Raw genomic sequence first — 14,374 nt, 5'->3', positions numbered from 1 at the left:
ATCAACGTGCCGATTCCTGTTCCGATGGCCTGGCACTCGTTCGGCGGCTGGAAGCGTTCCTTGTTCGGCGATCACCATGCGTATGGCGAAGAAGGCATCCGCTTCTACACGCGCTACAAGAGCGTGATGCAGCGCTGGCCTGACAGCATCGCGAAGGGCGCGGAATTTACGATGCCGGTAGCGAAGTAAAAAATATAGCGGGCCACTCGGCCCGCTTTTCGCATCAAGTCAAGCGTTGCTTAACGACGCGCCGCCTTGTTCCCCGCCGTCTGGAACACGCTCAAGTCCGGATACATGTCGCGGATCAACGCCCATTCCGTCGCGTTGTAAAACTCGCACGGCGCATTCGGTGATGCCGTCGTAAAACGCTTCGCCACCTCGATGCAAAACCGCACCGCCTCCGCGATATCGATCTCGTGATTCGCGCTCGCGTCGCTGCCGCCCACCACCGATTGCGCCGTCACCGCCACGCCCACCACGGGCGCGCTCGTCGCGATATGCGGCTGCATGATGCTGTTGAAGTGATAGAGGCCGTTGTCGTAAGGCGTGATGTCTTGCTGAGAGATCGGGAACGTGACGCCGGGACGCCCCGTCGTCGATTCCATCGCTTTAACCAGATCGGGAGACACGCGCAGCACGTAGCCCTGCATCGCCGTCGGCGAAATCGCGAAGCCGCGCTGCTTGATGATGCTGTTGCCCTTCGATGCGTCGAGCGAAAGGATCGCGTCCATGTCGGACGAGACTTCGTACACGTTCATCGTCTGCGACGACACCGGCATGCCCATGAAAGGCACGCCGTCGTTGAAGGTCATCGAAACATCCGTGGCAATGTGCGTCGTGACGAGCACGTCGCCCGGCAGCACGTCGCCCTTCTTCTTCATCTGCGCGAGCTTGAGCGCGACCGCGATCGCGCCGAGCGGGCCGTCCGCGTCCGACACCATGCCGATGCGCACCGGCCGCGCGCCGATCGCGCCGTTGCGCCCGATCACGCCGAGCGTGCGCGCCCTGCCGCCCACCGTCTTGCCGTTCGAGCCGGCGATCATGATCGACACGAAGTCGGTCGTCTTCGACGTGTCTTCGGGCGGTTCATCGTTGACGGTCGTGACCGTGACCGTCACGCCGAATTCGCTGAACGGCGCGAACATATCGACGATGGTCTGCCCGTCGACGGTCGCGCCATCGAGCGCCTCGAAAACGGTGAGTGTGGATTGCAATGACATGAACAAAACTCCTTCGCAAAAAATCAGAACGTGTGGCGCAGGCCGATCATCAAGGTGGCCTGGTTGTCGTTGCCGTTGAGCGGCTTGCCGCTGCCGCCCGTGTAATTGGTCGTGCTGTTGCCGAGCAGGCCCGACCAGTCGCCGCGCACCCAGTCGTAGGCGAACGCCAAGTACGTATCGGTGCGCTTGCTCAACGCGTAATCGGCGACGCCGTAGGCCGTGGCGCGCGTGCCGCTGAAAGCGTCGGCGCGGGTGCGGTCGACCATCACGCTCGCGGTGAAGGTGACGGCCGGCGTCGCGAGATAGCTCGCGCCGAGCGTGAAAAAATCGTCGCGGCGGCTCGTCGCGAACACGGAGTTGATGGCGGCGACGCTCGTCGGCGTCGCACCCGTCGACATGCTCGTGATCGACGCGGTGTCCGTGCCGCCGTTCGAAGAATCGAAGCCCGCCTGCCGATGGCTGTAGATGTAGTTCGCGAAGAGCTTCGCCGGCCCCACCGACGCCTTCACGCCCGCGATGTAGATGCGCGCGAGGCGGCTTGCGCTGTCGTGCGTGTACTGCGCGTCGCCGACGAGCGTGATCGGACCGTCCGCGTACTTCAATCCGACCGATGCCGACGAGCGCGCCTGAAAGCTGCCCGCCACGTCGCCGAACGCGTATTCGGCGATGCCCATGAAGGGGCCGAACTTGCCCGTGTAGGTGACGGCGTTGTCGTAGCGCTGGCCGGTGAGGTATACCATCCACGAGTTCGACGGCGCCGCGCCAACGCCGAGCGGATCGACGTAATAGAGCATCGTGTTGGCCGTCGTGTACTGGCGGCCGAACGCGAGGTCGCCGTAGCGATTGCCGATCGTGATGAACGCCTGCCGGCCGAAGAGCTGGCCTTGCTGGTCGAGGCGTCCGTTGTTGGCTAGGAAGCCGTTTTCCAGCGTGAAGCCGGCCTTCGCGCCGCCGCCGAGATCCTCGACGCCTTTCAGGCCAAAGCGGCTACCCGACAGGAAGCCCTCATTGCCCTGCTGCATGCCGATGAAGCTGTCGCCCGCGGCGTTCGCGTGGGTCTGAAAGTTAAGCGCGGCGTCGATGATGCCGTAGAGCGTCACGCTCGATTGCGCTTGCGCGATCGCGGGCAATGCGAGAGCGAGCGCGGCAAGCTTGAGTTGAGGTTTCATGAAAGTTAAGCTGCAAAAGCGTGGGACGAGCGCCGCCCACGCCGGCACTTGGAAGTCCGGGCGAAGTCGGCGAAAAATGGATTCAGTGCGCCCGAAGGCGCCGCATCACCGGATAAAGCCCGGCCATTCGTTCATGCCGGCCGGACCCGTGATTTGCGACAGCGGGAATCGCTTGTTCTCGCGCAGCGTTTCGATGCGACCGCCACCGAGAAAATGCAGCGCGTGACGTTCACCGAGTACCGTTCCTTCGGTGCCATCGGTGTAAAGCGCCGAACCTTCGGGCAGCGCGAAGACCTGCTCCGGCGCGTTGATGTCGAGGAATTCCGCGAGCCGTTCTTCGCGGCTCTCACCGTTGTGCCCGACCGGCTTGCCGCTGATGAAATGCGGATTAACCTGGAACGGCACGAGGCCGAGCGCGCGCAACGTCGGCGGCTGGACGATCGGCATGTCGTTGGTCGTGCGGATCGTCGGGCACGCGACGTTGCTGCCCGCGCTCCAGCCCACGTAAGGCGTGCCCGCCTGGACGCGCGCGCGAATCGCATCGACGATATCGGCGTCGTACATGCGCTTCAGCAGCGCGAACGTATTGCCGCCCCCGACCGCGATCGCTTCCGCCGACTCGATCGCGGCGCGCGGATCGGCGCTGCGATGAATCGATTCGAGCGCGTAGCCAAGACGCTCGAAGACGGGTTTGACGAGCCCTTCATACGTATCGAAGCTGAACGTGACGGCGGCGTACGGCACGAAGAGCACGCGGCGCGGCTCGTGTTTGAGCAGCGTATGAATCTGCGCTTCGGCGTGTTCGAGATAGCCGAGCTGATCACGGCGCGAGCTGCTCATCAAAAGAATGCGTTGGGTCATGGCGAAGTCCGGTGGTAAATGGAATGCAGCAGTCGATCAGGCGACGGCCGTGCGAATGATGCGCACGACGCGGTCGATTTCGTCGCGGGTATTGAAGTAGTGCAGCGACACGCGCGCCATCGTGGTGACGCCGTAGCGCGCAAGGATCGCGTCGGCCATGAAGCCCCCCGCTTCGATGATGCACTGCTCCGCTTCGAGCGCCGCAACGAGCGTGGCGGGATCGACGCCGCGCAGGTTGAACGGCACGATACCGATGCGATCGGCCACCTTCGCCGGCCCGTAGAGCTCGAAACCCGGCAGCGTCGCGAACTGCTCGACGGCGTAGGCGGTGAGATCGCGCACGCGCTCGGCGATAGCGGCGATGCCGATCGACTCCGCGTAACGCACTGCCGCGCCCAGCGCGAGGATCGCGGGCACGATCGGACAGCCCGCCTCGAAGCGGCGCGCCCCGGCGACGAACGAGAGCGCGCCAGTCGCGCGGTCGTAGGCGCCGTTCCACCAGCCGGCGAGCACCGGCTCCAACGTATCGATGCGCGCTTCGTGCACATACAGGAAGCCCGAGCCTTCGGTCGCGCGCAGCGCCTTGCGGCCGCATCCGGCGAGGAAATCGCAGTTAAGTTCAGCCACATTCACCGGCAACATGCCGACGCTCTGCGACGCGTTCACGAGCGACATCACGCCGCGTTCACGCGCGATCGCGCAGATGCGCGCAGCGGGCTGCACGGCGCCCGTCGAATTGGGCACCTGCGAGAACGTAACGAGCCGCGTGCGCGCGGTGATGGCATCGGCGAACGATTCCGGCGCGAGCATGCCCGAGGCATCGGCAGCGATCATCTTCACGACGATGCCGTGCGTCGCTTCGAGCCGTCGCCAGGGCAGCAGGTTGCTCAGCATCTCCGTGTCCGCTACGAGGATTTCATCGCCCGCTTGCCAGTCGATGCCGCGCGCGACAAGCGAGATCGCCTCCGTCGCGTTCTTCGTGAACGCGATTTCGTGCTGGCGCGCGCCAAGAAAAGCGGCGAGCGCGGCGCGCACCGTCTCGACGCGCGCATACGTTTCCTTGCGGAACGAAGGAAGGTAGATACCAATGTGTCCCGTATCGAGGAGATAGCGGCGCGCTTCGTCGAGCACGGAGTCGGGCGGCAGCGAGGCGGCGGCGGTGTCCATGTAGACGGTCGTGGCGGTGAGCGGCGTGGCCGCGCGAATGGCGTCGATGTTCATTCTGCTTTCTTTGAGGTCGGAAAAAGGAAGGCTCATTTGCCGAGGCGCGTGAGCGAGTGGCCGAAGCTGAATAGCGCATCGCCCGCAATCACGCCGCCCGCGAACGCGCTCATCTCGGCGTTGTGGCGCTCGCCGCGCAACCGCGTCACCACGAAGCGGATCGCGAGACCGGCGAGCACCGCCCAGCCGGCGAGCGGCGACGCGATCAGCATCCCGGTGGAGAGCAGGATGCCGAGCTGCCGTTTCGCGCCGCCGACGAGTTGCAAGAGCGCGCCGGGAATCGCCCAAAGCGCGAGATTGCGCGCGATTTCGAGCGACGAGCCCGCCTTGATCGACGCCGCGTACACGCGATCGACGGGCGGCAGCATGTTGCGCGAGAAGAAGTGTCCGTGGAACGCGATCACGACGAGCGCCGCGACGATGAAGCCCGCCATCGCGGCCATCAGCTGCTGGCGTCGGCCCGCGAGTTCCGCCTGCATGTCGCGGCCTTCGCCGCGCAGGAGGTAGCCCGTCTTGAGGTCGTAGCCCATGTCCGCGAAGGCGGGGCCGGTCGCGGCCGAGAAGCCTGCGAGCACGGCGAGCGCCGACGGCGGAAAGCCGATCACGATGCCGATCGTGAGCGTGATGAGCGCAACGGCGAACGCCGGGAACCAGCCGGAATGCATCGCCGCGATGCCGACGATCAGCTCGTGAACGTAGGCCGCGAACGCCGCGTAGACGATGAACGCGACGAGCATCCCGAGCGACATCTCCGTCAGGTGCCCCGCGAGCACCGAAATCAGCAGCGCGACGAGCATGTACGCGACGAACCCGCCGGACAGCACGCGCCGCGCCTTTGCTGCCGACATCTCCTGATTACGCGGATCGGCTGCGGCGCCTGCTCGCGAGCGGCTGATTTCGCGCGCCACCTGGATCAGCGCGACGATGCCCGCACCGATCATGAGCCCGTGCGGGATATAGGCGGCGGCGATATCGACGTGGATCAGCGCCACCGAATAGCCGCGGATCAAGAGGCCGATGCCGAACATCGTGAGCGCCGCGAGATTGCCGAGGAAGGCGGCGCCGAACGCGGACATCGGCACGCCGAGCACCGCGCCCGCCACGCCCGCCGCGACGCCGAGACCCAGGAACGCCGCCTTGCGGCCGCCCTGGTCGCCGGCCCAGATCGCTTCGGCCGTCGCGACACCCGCCGGCCACGCGCCCGTCGCCGGGAAGATGCGGCTGCCGTAGAGGTTATAGAGCATCGCGCCGTCGACAAGCATCGCCGCGATCGCGCCGACCATCATCGGCGTGACGAGTTCGGGCATACCCATCGCGAACGGCACGCCGAGCGGAATCATCAACGAGTTGGCCGCGCCGAACGTCGCCGATGAAATGGCCGTCTGCACGAGATTCTGGCGTTCGAGCACGCGAAAGCGGCGCGTCACGGCGAGCGGAATGCGCGAGAAGACGATCGCGATCAACGCGCCGATGATCGAAGTGTTCGCCGAAATCCCCAGCGACACGATGAGCTGCATGCCGATGATCGCGCCCAGCACCGACAGCCCCGCCGACACGATGAACAGAAGCGGCTCGAAGAAGGAGACGGGGGCGCGCGCGGGCGTTGAGGACTGGGGCGTTTCGGGTGCGGCGGGCAGGTCGAACGATGCTTTCATGGCGACACGGCTTCCTTGGGGTCTTCGATCGGTTGAGGGTTCAGCGGGTCAGTCCGACGACGGGTTCGATCACGTCGCGGGCTTTTTTCATTTCGTCGAGCAGGCGGGGAATCGCCTCGCCTGCGAGGCGCTGCGCCGGGCCGGCGATCGCGAGCGAGCCGATCACGCGAGTGCGGTCGCGCGACCAGAGCGGCAGCGCGAGACCGCCGACCGTCGCGGCCGCTTCTTCGCTCGTGTGGCTGAAGCCGTCGGCGCGCACGGTGGCGAGACGCGCTTCGATGTCGGCGGTATTGGTGTCAAGCAGGCCCGCTTCGCGGTAGACGGCGGCGCGCACGGCGTCGGACTGGAACGCGAGGATCGCCTTCGCGTGCGCGCCGGCGACGAGCCCGAAGCGCTGGCCAAGCTCGATCGAAAAGCGCAACTGCTGGCGGCTCTGGGCCATGTCGGTGCAGACGCCCTCGGCGCCGTCGATGAACGACAGGAACACGGTCTCGCCGCTTTCATGCGCAAGGGCGTCGAGCGCGGGCTGCACGACGTCGGACGGCGCGAACGTGCGGTGCGCGACCTGGCCGAGTTCGAAGAGCCGCATGCCGAGGGAGTAACGGCCGGCGGCGTCCTGCGTGAGGAAGCCGTTGGCGGCAAAGGTCGCCAGCACGCGATGGACCACGGCGTGGTGCGTGCCGGTTTCCTTGGCGAGTTCACGTACGCCCCACGTAGGTTCGCGCAGGGTAAAGCGGGTCAGGAGCGCCAGGGCGCCATCGAGGGTCTTGAGCATGGTGTCTCTCTATCAGAGACGGTGTCTCTGTATGAGAAAAATGGTAAGCGGGAGCGCGTGAGCGCGTCAATGTGGGGTTAACGCGGGGGTGTGCGGCTGGCGTGAGGAGACAGGAGACGGGGAGGATGAAGCGGGATTTGGATTGCAGCGGTCAGGGGCAACTTATGGCCACCGAGTAGACGGCTTCAAGGGGCAAAGGCGAACGCTCGCGCGGCCGAATCGATGTTTTCGAATTCGGCGGTTACTATCGTTTTCTCAAGCAGATGTGAGGAGCCGCTGTAGGACTCTGAACCGAAGGAGGATCACGGAGCCAGTCGAACGGCCGATTTGTCCTTCAACACATGCAAGTTCGAGTCACTGGAAGCGATCGAAGCCGCAGAACCCACCCGCGATTCCGGCTTCGCCACAGACTTTTTTTCACGCATCGACAGATAGCGCAGGCAGCACACGCGCAGGAACGAAGCGAAGTTGGTCGGCATCTCGCCGCGCAGGGCGATCAGCTCGTCGTATAGCTTCACGGCGAACTGGCTGGTCGTGAGATTCTCGCGCTCGGCGATTTCCTGCAGCACGTCCCAGAACAGGTTCTCCAGCCTGACCGTGGTGATCACGCCGTGAATGCGCAGCGAACGAGTGCGCGATTCGTAAAGGATCGGGTCCGCGTTGATATACACCCCGCACATACGATGCCTCCTGATCTCTGGTGTCGCAGCGCCCGGGCGGATGAGGCCCGGGCGCGACGATCGACTGAAAAACGCTACTCCCGCACGCATCGCCGCACAATTGAGCGAAACCCTGTTCAGACGCGCCGCGCGTTCATCTGCTTGGCGATGTAATCCGCCTGCCGGATCGCCAGCGTGACGATGGTGAGCGTCGGATTCTCCGCCGCGCCGGTGGTGAACTGGCTGCCGTCGGATATGAACAGGTTCGACACCTCGTGCGTCTGCCCGTGCCCGTTGCACACGCCGTCGCCGGCCTTTGCGCTCATGCGCGCGGTGCCGAGGTTATGCGTCGACGGATACGGCGGCACGATATACGTCGCCTTCGCGCCCGCCGCTTCGTACACCGCGCTGCCCTGTTTGAAGGCGTGCGAGCGCATGGCTTCGTCGTTCGGATGATCGTCGAAATGGACGTTGGGCACCGGCATGCCGTACTGATCCTTCACGTCGCTGTTGAGCGTGACCCGGTTGCTCGCGCGCGGCATGTCCTCGCCGACGATCCACATGCCCGCCGTGTAAGGATACTGATCCAGCTTCGCCGTGAAACCCGGTCCCCATGCGCCCGGATCGACGAACGCGGCATAGAACGGCAGGCCGAGCGAGACCGTCTCCATGTGATAGCCGCCCGCGAAGCCGCGCTTCGGATCGAACTTCGCCTCGTCCTCGATGATGCCCGCCATCGTCGTGCCCTTGAACATCTCGACGCGTTCGTTGAACACGCCGTAGACGGAGCCGGTGGTGTGACGCATGTAATTGCGGCCCACTTGCCCCGACCCGTTGGCCAGGCCGTCAGGGAACTTGCTCGACTGCGAATTGAGCAACAGACGCGGCGTCTCGATCGAATTGCCCGCCACCGCAACCAGGCGCGCCTTCTGGCGCTGAATGGTGCCCTTCGCATCGTAGTAGACGACGCCCGTGACCTTGCCGCGCGCATCGTGCTCGATCTTCACGACATGCGATTGCGGACGCAATTCCATATGACCGGTCATCTGCGCATGCGGAATCTCGGTGTAGAGCGTCGACCATTTCGCGCCCATGCGGCAGCCCTGAAAACAGAAACCGCGCTGGAAGCAGTGCGTGCGGTCATCGCGCACGGTGCTGTTGATCGCCATGTGGCCGGTGTTGCATTCCTTGTAGCCGACCTTCATCGCGCCCGCGGACATGACCCGGAAGTTGTTGTTGCCCGGCAGGCCCGGCAGGCCGTTGGTGCGCGTCACGCCCAACTTCTTTTCAGCGCGGTCGTAGTACGGGTCGAGGTCCGCGCGCGTAATCGGCCAGTCGAGCAGGTTCGCGTCGGGAATGTCGCCGTAAGTCGTCTTCGCCTTGAACTCGTACGGTTGAATGCGCAGGCTCGCGCCCGCCCAGTGCACCGTCGTGCCGCCCACCGTCTTGCAGATCCACGCGGGCAGATTCGGGAAGTCCTTGGCCACGCGCCATGAACCCGACGTCGTGCGCTTGTCGAGCCACGACAGTTGCTGGAACGCGTTCCACTCCTCCGTCGAAAAATCGCCCTGCGTATGCATCGCGCCGGCTTCGAGCACGACCACGTCGATGCCCTTCTGCGCCAGCTCGTTCGCGAGCGTCCCGCCGCCCGCGCCCGATCCGATGACGACGACGACATGATCGTCGCCATGCTTGAACTGCACCTTGTTCTCTGCGTACATGTCTGTCTCCGATATCCGTCCGATGGCCTTCGTTTCTAGTTGTCTTTCGGAATCGGGCCACTGTCGATGGCGGGCGGATCGGGCAGCCACGAGAGATTGTTGAAGCCCTGATAGAGATAGCCGCCGTCACCCTGCGATGCGCCGTAGCCGAAGTGCGCATACGCCATCGCGTTGCTGTAGAGCGAGACGACGGCGGTGCTGCGCACGGTTTCGAAGAACGGCGTGCCGGCGAGCGCGGCGACGTCTTTCGCCTGCGCGTCGGGCGCGCGCTTGCTCCAGTCGGAGCCTGCGGTTGCATCGAGCTTGCTCACGCCATCGGCGAGTTGTTGATGCACTGCGGGATTGGCCTTGGCCTTCGTATCGAGATCCTTGACGGCGAGTGCATAGACGGCGTTGTCGAGCGTCGCATGAGGAAAGACCTGGCGCGTGAAGGCGAGCAGCACTTCACCCTGATGCGTGTCGAATCCCTGCATTTCCAGTGCCCAGGTGCGGCTAGGCGCGAGCGTCGCGAAGACGGAACCGAACGCCAGCGTGCCGACGAGCACGCCGGAACCGCGCAGGAATTCGCGCCGCGTGAGCGCGATGCGCGGCGGCGCGGCTCCGTCGGCATGAGGTGCGGGATCGTGCGCGTGCTTCGGCGCGACGATCGGAATGATCGTGTCTCGCATGTCTGTCTCCTTGTGGGGTGCCGCAACAGCTTATTTATGTGCGCTTCGATGCCTAACTACTCGTAATGCCCGTGACGTTCGAGCACTTCGATCTTGTATCCGTCAGGGTCGAGAATGAAGAAGAAACGCGCGATCAACTGGCCGTCGTCGCCCTTGAACTCCTTGAGGTCGAGCGGCGCAAGGCCCAGTCCGACGAGACGCTCGCGCTCCGCTTTGGCATCCGGCACGCTCACGGCGACGTGGCCGTAACCGTCGCCGTGCGTGTAGGGCTCGGCGCGGCCCTTGTTCCAGGTCAGTTCGAGTTCTGCATGCGTTTCGTCGTTGCGCAGATAGGCGAGCGTGAAGTCCGGAAAGTCCAGCCGGTGCGCGACGCTCAATTGCAGCGCGTCCTGATAGAAGCGCAGCGACTTGTCCAGATCGTGCACGCGGATCATCGTGTGAATCAGTTTCGACATGGCAGCGTCCCTCCTTTCGCAACCCAGTTTAGGGAGGCGCGTAGCGTCCGGGTAATGGCAGGTTATATGCGGATTAGGACTTGCCCTTAGAGGCGGTGAAATCCCCTATGAAGTGTCGCGTGATGCGGGTGCAGCAAGAAGGTTTGCTCTGAAACGCGAGCCTGCCAACGCGTCCGAAGTATCGCGCAGGTCCAAAAGCAAAGCGCCGCGTGTTTCAGGCACGCGGCGCTTTGCTTTTGCGAAAAAACGCGGCGACTATCCACACGGTTCCGAAACGCCAAGGCGACGATCACCGCCTCTCGATTGGCTCAAGTCATTCTGTAATGCGTTTGAAACTGACGTAGTAATCCTCGGTGTAATAGCAGTCGCTGATTTTCTTGCGCGATCCACCGCACACGATGCGGCGCAGCCCGCGATCCGCCGCGCCAGGCGTGCGAACCGTGTACGCGCGGTAATAACCACGCGGATGCTGCGGCAGCAAACCCGCGCTGTTGCGGAACACGACACCGTCCTCGCTAAAAGGGAAAGGGCCCCCCGCTTTGATCAGACGCAGCGTTTCAGCGGCTTCTCCCGGCAACTGCGCCTTGGTGACAACGGCTGGCGCGCTCCCCGCCTGCGCGCCCGATGCGGCTGGTGCGCCGCTCGCGGCCTGTTCGGGCTGAGACGCTGCCTGACTCGCGGATGCGCCCGATTCCGGCGCGGCATTTTTCGATCCGTCCTTGTTGCATCCACTGAGGATCGCGCTCAACACGAGGATGCAGGAGAAAGCCCAAGCTCGCTTCACGAAACGGTGCCTCCGGGTTGCCCAGCATTCGACGATCACGAACGAATTAAGGGTATCGCTAATCGCAGAGTGAATCAATGTCCGGCTGGAAACAGGGATTTCTTACCCGACCCAAACACAGCCGGTCAATCTCTGCCGCGAGTGTCTCCGCCACGGCCCAAATGAGACCTCTCGCGAAACCTCATTTCCTGCTAATTCACGGCGCCTACGATTCGTTCGTCGATGCACAGGTTCAGGTTCGAACCGCCAGTCAGACGCGAACAACGCGTTGACACGCATCGGACTGAAGCGACGATGCGGACCGCCGGCCCGACATGCGTCGCGCCACTCAAGGAGCGCATCATGTTTGCCGCACTTTCCGACAAGCTGGGGTCGTTGTTCTCGCCTTCTCACTACGAAGAACGCGAAGACTATCTGGCCTCGTCGACCGATCTCGTGGACCTCGAACGCCGCATTCGTCATCTTGACAGCGGCGGCTACCCGTTCAGTCTGCATTCGTACGTCACGCCGCGCGACAACGAACGGTGACCGATCTAAAGACAAGGAGAATCGATATGCGCCATTATCAATGCGACAGTCCTGAAGCCGCAGCACGCATCGTCGCGGCCTGCCTGCTATCAGACGGATACCTGGGAGCGGACGAGATCGAAGCGCTCGCTTGCCACGACATTGAACGACGATTGTCGTTGCGCCCGCATCAGTTTCCTGCCGTCCTGCAGAGTCTATGCGAAGACCTGACTTGGTCCGCTTATCTGGATTGGGGCGACGCGTGCAGGCTCGATCCCGCCATCGTCGTGCAACTCGCTGCCGACGTGCGGGACTGGCAAATGCGGCGTGACGTCATCTGGCTATGCAAGGAAGCCATTCACGCAGACAGGCATATCTCTGCGGGAGAAGCCGGATTTCTTCGTCTGCTTCGCGCGGCGTGGGAACTGCCGGAGCACGCGGACTGGGCGCGTCCACGCGAGGTGATCAGACTCGCGCGGCCGCATCGAGTGAAATGACATGAGTGCGCAGCCGTCATCATCCACGGCTGCGCACGTCCTGCATGACTCACGTGCGAGTGTAACGAAAGCCGCCAGGAGTCGCCTGCATTGCACGGTACAGCTCAGGCAGGCCCGGCTTCTCTCAGGAAGCCGACAACAAGCCGCACGAGCGCATCCTCTACTTCTTGCGCAGGCGGCGCGTCTTCGCTGGCTGCCATCGTGCGCAACACGCCTGCCATCGCGTACGTCAACACGAAGGCTTCAGCGGCCGTGAGCTTGCGTGCGATGCCGCCGGGGGACGCCACACCTTCCCGGGTCCAAAGATCAATCAGTTGCGCGTACAACGGTGATAGTCGTCCGCCCGATCTGTTCGTCGACGCATGTTCGATCAGCAGCCGATGGACGCGATTGCGTCCGCCATACGCCGCCGTGACCGCACTCAAGGTGGTGCGTATCCGGTCTCCCGCCGAAGCCCGCGTCGATGTGTGCAGCGAACCCATGATCTTGTCCGACATCGCGCCCAACTCGCGCGTAACCAGCGCGTCGAGCAGCGCGGCCTTGCTGCCGAAGTACTGATACAGCGTGCCAATGCTGACACCCGCCTTTGCCGCCACCGCGTTCGTCGTGAGCGTCTCGATGCTGCCCGTCTCCAGCAACTGGATAGCCGCCTCTAACATGAGTTCAACCTTGTGCTGAGCACGCTCCTGTTGCGGTCTGCGCCGTCTATCCTGTTGATTTTCCATGATTATTTCAATTGAATGCGGACTCGCGAAACGCGAGTTTCAAAACATGAGCATAGCTCATATTATCTCGATGGCCACGGGAAATCGTATTTCCTGGATGCGAGACAGAAAATCTAAAACGTCATTTAAATCGAACGGGGGAAGTCACCACACCCAGACATTCGTTCGGAACACCTCTGAATCAATGTCTGGGGCCATGTACTGAGGAAAAGATGCGAGTTTTAATGGTTGAAGGCGATTTGCAGATTGGTCGAAATCTCTTTCGGGAGCTGAAGGAAGCGCACTACACCGTCGACTGGATACGACACGGCAAGGCAGATAACGTGACCATCGTATCCACCTGCTATGCAGCCGTGCTGCTGGATCTCGGGCCATCGGCCGTCGGCGGGATGAATATGCTCAAAGCGCTGCGTGCTGCCGGTAATCCCGTGCCTGTGCTGAGCCTGACCGCGCGCGATGCCCGGACATGCGTGTGCGCAGCCTCGATGTCGGCGCCGACGATTGCATGCTCAAACCCGTTGATGTTCCAGAACTTCTGGCCCGCTTGCGAGCAGTGTTGCGGCGCAGGGCTGGTTGCGCAACATCGCGGATCGGAGGCGAGTCACTCGGCCTCGATCTCGAGAAGCGCACGCTATATTGCAATGGTGTTGCATCGGCCCTTTCTGCCCGCGAATTCGCCTTGATGCACTGTTTTCTTGAAAGACCCGGTGCGATTCTGTCGCGTCGGCAACTCGAAGACCGAATATACGGCTGGGGACGCGAAGTGGAAAGCAATTCACTTGATGTACTGATCCATTCGATTCGCAAGAAGTTTGGTCAATCACTGATTCGCAATGTGCGTGGGCTCGGGTGGACAACCAATTGCTCCAATGCATCTCTAGCCGCTTAATGCAGCATCATCAAAGGCAACCGACAGACACAGAGGGAGACGACATGCGCAAACTTCGCTCGCAAAGCTGGTTCGGCAGGAACGACAAAGACAGTTTCATTCACCGTTCGTGGATGAAGAACCAGGGCATTCCGCACGACAATTTCGATGGCCGGCCGGTGATCGGCATCTGCAACACATGGTCCGAATTGACGCCGTGCAACGCGCATTTTCGCGAACTCGCCGAGTACGTGAAGCGCGGCGTGCGCGAGGCGGGCGGCTTGCCGCTCGAGTTTCCGGTGATGTCGCTCGGCGAGTCGAATCTGCGCCCCACCGCGATGCTGTTTCGCAATCTGGCTTCGATGGACGTCGAGGAGTCGATTCGCGGCAATCCGATGGACGGCGTGATCCTGCTCGTCGGTTGCGACAAGACGACGCCCGCGCTTTTGATGGGCGCCGCGTCGTGCAATCTGCCAGCGCTGGCGGTCTCCGGCGGGCCGATGCTGAACGGTAAGTTCCGCGGCAAGAACATCGGCTCGGGCACGGGCGTGTGGCAGATGTCCGAGGAAGTGCGCGCCGGGACGATGAC

General features: G+C 63.2%; 15 protein-coding genes and 2 pseudogenes. 5 read left to right on the top strand and 12 right to left on the bottom strand.

All coding sequences use genetic code 11. The features are described 5' to 3' along the window. Positions 1-189: pseudogene (locus AWB67_RS31450) on the top strand (methylmalonate-semialdehyde dehydrogenase (CoA acylating)); the annotation flags it as partial. 50 nt (positions 190-239) lie between these two features. On the opposite strand, the gene AWB67_RS31445 reads toward AWB67_RS31450, so the two are convergent. The 11 genes from AWB67_RS31445 to AWB67_RS31395 form a co-directional block, all read right to left on the bottom strand. Continuing rightward, positions 240-1,220 carry a DUF1177 domain-containing protein gene (locus AWB67_RS31445; RefSeq protein WP_087660009.1) on the bottom strand — a complete coding sequence of 327 codons (981 nt, stop codon included), beginning with the start codon at positions 1,218-1,220 and terminating at the stop codon, positions 240-242. A gap of 23 nt (positions 1,221-1,243) precedes the next feature. Beyond that, entirely contained in the window at positions 1,244-2,389 is a 1,146-nt protein-coding gene (locus tag AWB67_RS31440) for a porin (RefSeq protein WP_087660008.1), read from the bottom strand. 105 nt (positions 2,390-2,494) lie between these two features. Next, positions 2,495-3,250 carry a dipeptidase PepE gene (gene pepE, locus AWB67_RS31435; protein WP_087660007.1) on the bottom strand — a complete coding sequence of 252 codons (756 nt, stop codon included), beginning with the start codon at positions 3,248-3,250 and terminating at the stop codon, positions 2,495-2,497. A gap of 36 nt (positions 3,251-3,286) precedes the next feature. Next, entirely contained in the window at positions 3,287-4,471 is a 1,185-nt protein-coding gene (locus tag AWB67_RS31430) for an aminotransferase class V-fold PLP-dependent enzyme (protein WP_087660011.1), read from the bottom strand. Positions 4,472-4,503: 32 nt separating this feature from the next. Beyond that, complete coding sequence (locus AWB67_RS31425; RefSeq protein WP_087660006.1) at positions 4,504-6,126, bottom strand: OPT/YSL family transporter; 1,623 nt, start codon at positions 6,124-6,126, stop codon at positions 4,504-4,506. A gap of 40 nt (positions 6,127-6,166) precedes the next feature. Continuing rightward, a complete protein-coding gene (locus AWB67_RS31420) occupies positions 6,167-6,901 on the bottom strand; it encodes an IclR family transcriptional regulator (RefSeq protein ID WP_087660005.1) in 735 nt (244 codons plus the stop codon). 302 nt (positions 6,902-7,203) lie between these two features. Next, the gene (locus tag AWB67_RS31415) at positions 7,204-7,581 is read right to left on the bottom strand and encodes a ribbon-helix-helix domain-containing protein (RefSeq protein ID WP_235007628.1); all 378 of its coding nucleotides are present in this window, start codon (positions 7,579-7,581) and stop codon (positions 7,204-7,206) included. Positions 7,582-7,697: 116 nt separating this feature from the next. Then, entirely contained in the window at positions 7,698-9,281 is a 1,584-nt protein-coding gene (locus AWB67_RS31410) for a GMC family oxidoreductase (RefSeq protein ID WP_087660004.1), read from the bottom strand. A gap of 35 nt (positions 9,282-9,316) precedes the next feature. Beyond that, positions 9,317-9,949 (bottom strand): twin-arginine translocation signal domain-containing protein, encoded by a 633-nt coding sequence (locus tag AWB67_RS31405; RefSeq protein ID WP_087660003.1) that lies wholly within the window; start codon positions 9,947-9,949, stop codon positions 9,317-9,319. Positions 9,950-10,005: 56 nt separating this feature from the next. After that, on the bottom strand, positions 10,006-10,404 hold the full coding sequence (locus AWB67_RS31400) for a VOC family protein (RefSeq protein ID WP_087660002.1): 399 nt from the start codon (positions 10,402-10,404) through the stop codon (positions 10,006-10,008). Positions 10,405-10,717: 313 nt separating this feature from the next. Further along, on the bottom strand, positions 10,718-11,188 hold the full coding sequence (locus AWB67_RS31395; RefSeq protein WP_087660001.1) for a ribonuclease: 471 nt from the start codon (positions 11,186-11,188) through the stop codon (positions 10,718-10,720). Between the two features lie 342 nt (positions 11,189-11,530). Here AWB67_RS31395 and AWB67_RS31390 point away from each other — a divergent pair, with 342 nt between their 5' ends. Together AWB67_RS31390 and AWB67_RS31385 are read left to right on the top strand one after the other, a co-directional pair. After that, on the top strand, positions 11,531-11,716 hold the full coding sequence (locus tag AWB67_RS31390) for a DUF3563 family protein (protein ID WP_087660010.1): 186 nt from the start codon (positions 11,531-11,533) through the stop codon (positions 11,714-11,716). Further along, positions 11,713-12,192 carry a tellurite resistance TerB family protein gene (locus tag AWB67_RS31385; protein WP_235025434.1) on the top strand — a complete coding sequence of 160 codons (480 nt, stop codon included), beginning with the start codon at positions 11,713-11,715 and terminating at the stop codon, positions 12,190-12,192. The genes AWB67_RS31390 and AWB67_RS31385 overlap by 4 nt, the downstream gene beginning before the upstream one ends. A gap of 104 nt (positions 12,193-12,296) precedes the next feature. Here AWB67_RS31385 and AWB67_RS31380 read toward each other — a convergent pair whose 3' ends face one another. Next, on the bottom strand, positions 12,297-12,851 hold the full coding sequence (locus AWB67_RS31380) for a TetR/AcrR family transcriptional regulator (protein ID WP_159965018.1): 555 nt from the start codon (positions 12,849-12,851) through the stop codon (positions 12,297-12,299). A 278-nt stretch (positions 12,852-13,129) separates the two neighbouring features. Between AWB67_RS31380 and AWB67_RS31375 the strand changes: the two are divergent. Together AWB67_RS31375 and AWB67_RS31370 are read left to right on the top strand one after the other, a co-directional pair. Further along, positions 13,130-13,806: pseudogene (locus AWB67_RS31375) on the top strand (winged helix-turn-helix domain-containing protein). A gap of 44 nt (positions 13,807-13,850) precedes the next feature. Then, on the top strand, positions 13,851-14,374 hold a 524-nt coding region (locus AWB67_RS31370), incomplete at its 3' end, for a dihydroxy-acid dehydratase domain-containing protein (RefSeq protein WP_200822355.1).

The organism is Caballeronia terrestris (genome assembly GCF_001544515.1).
GTDB classification, from domain to species: domain Bacteria; phylum Pseudomonadota; class Gammaproteobacteria; order Burkholderiales; family Burkholderiaceae; genus Caballeronia; species Caballeronia terrestris.
The sequence above is the reverse complement of the archived record's forward strand: the minus strand, read 5'-3'. Positions and strand labels throughout refer to the sequence as shown.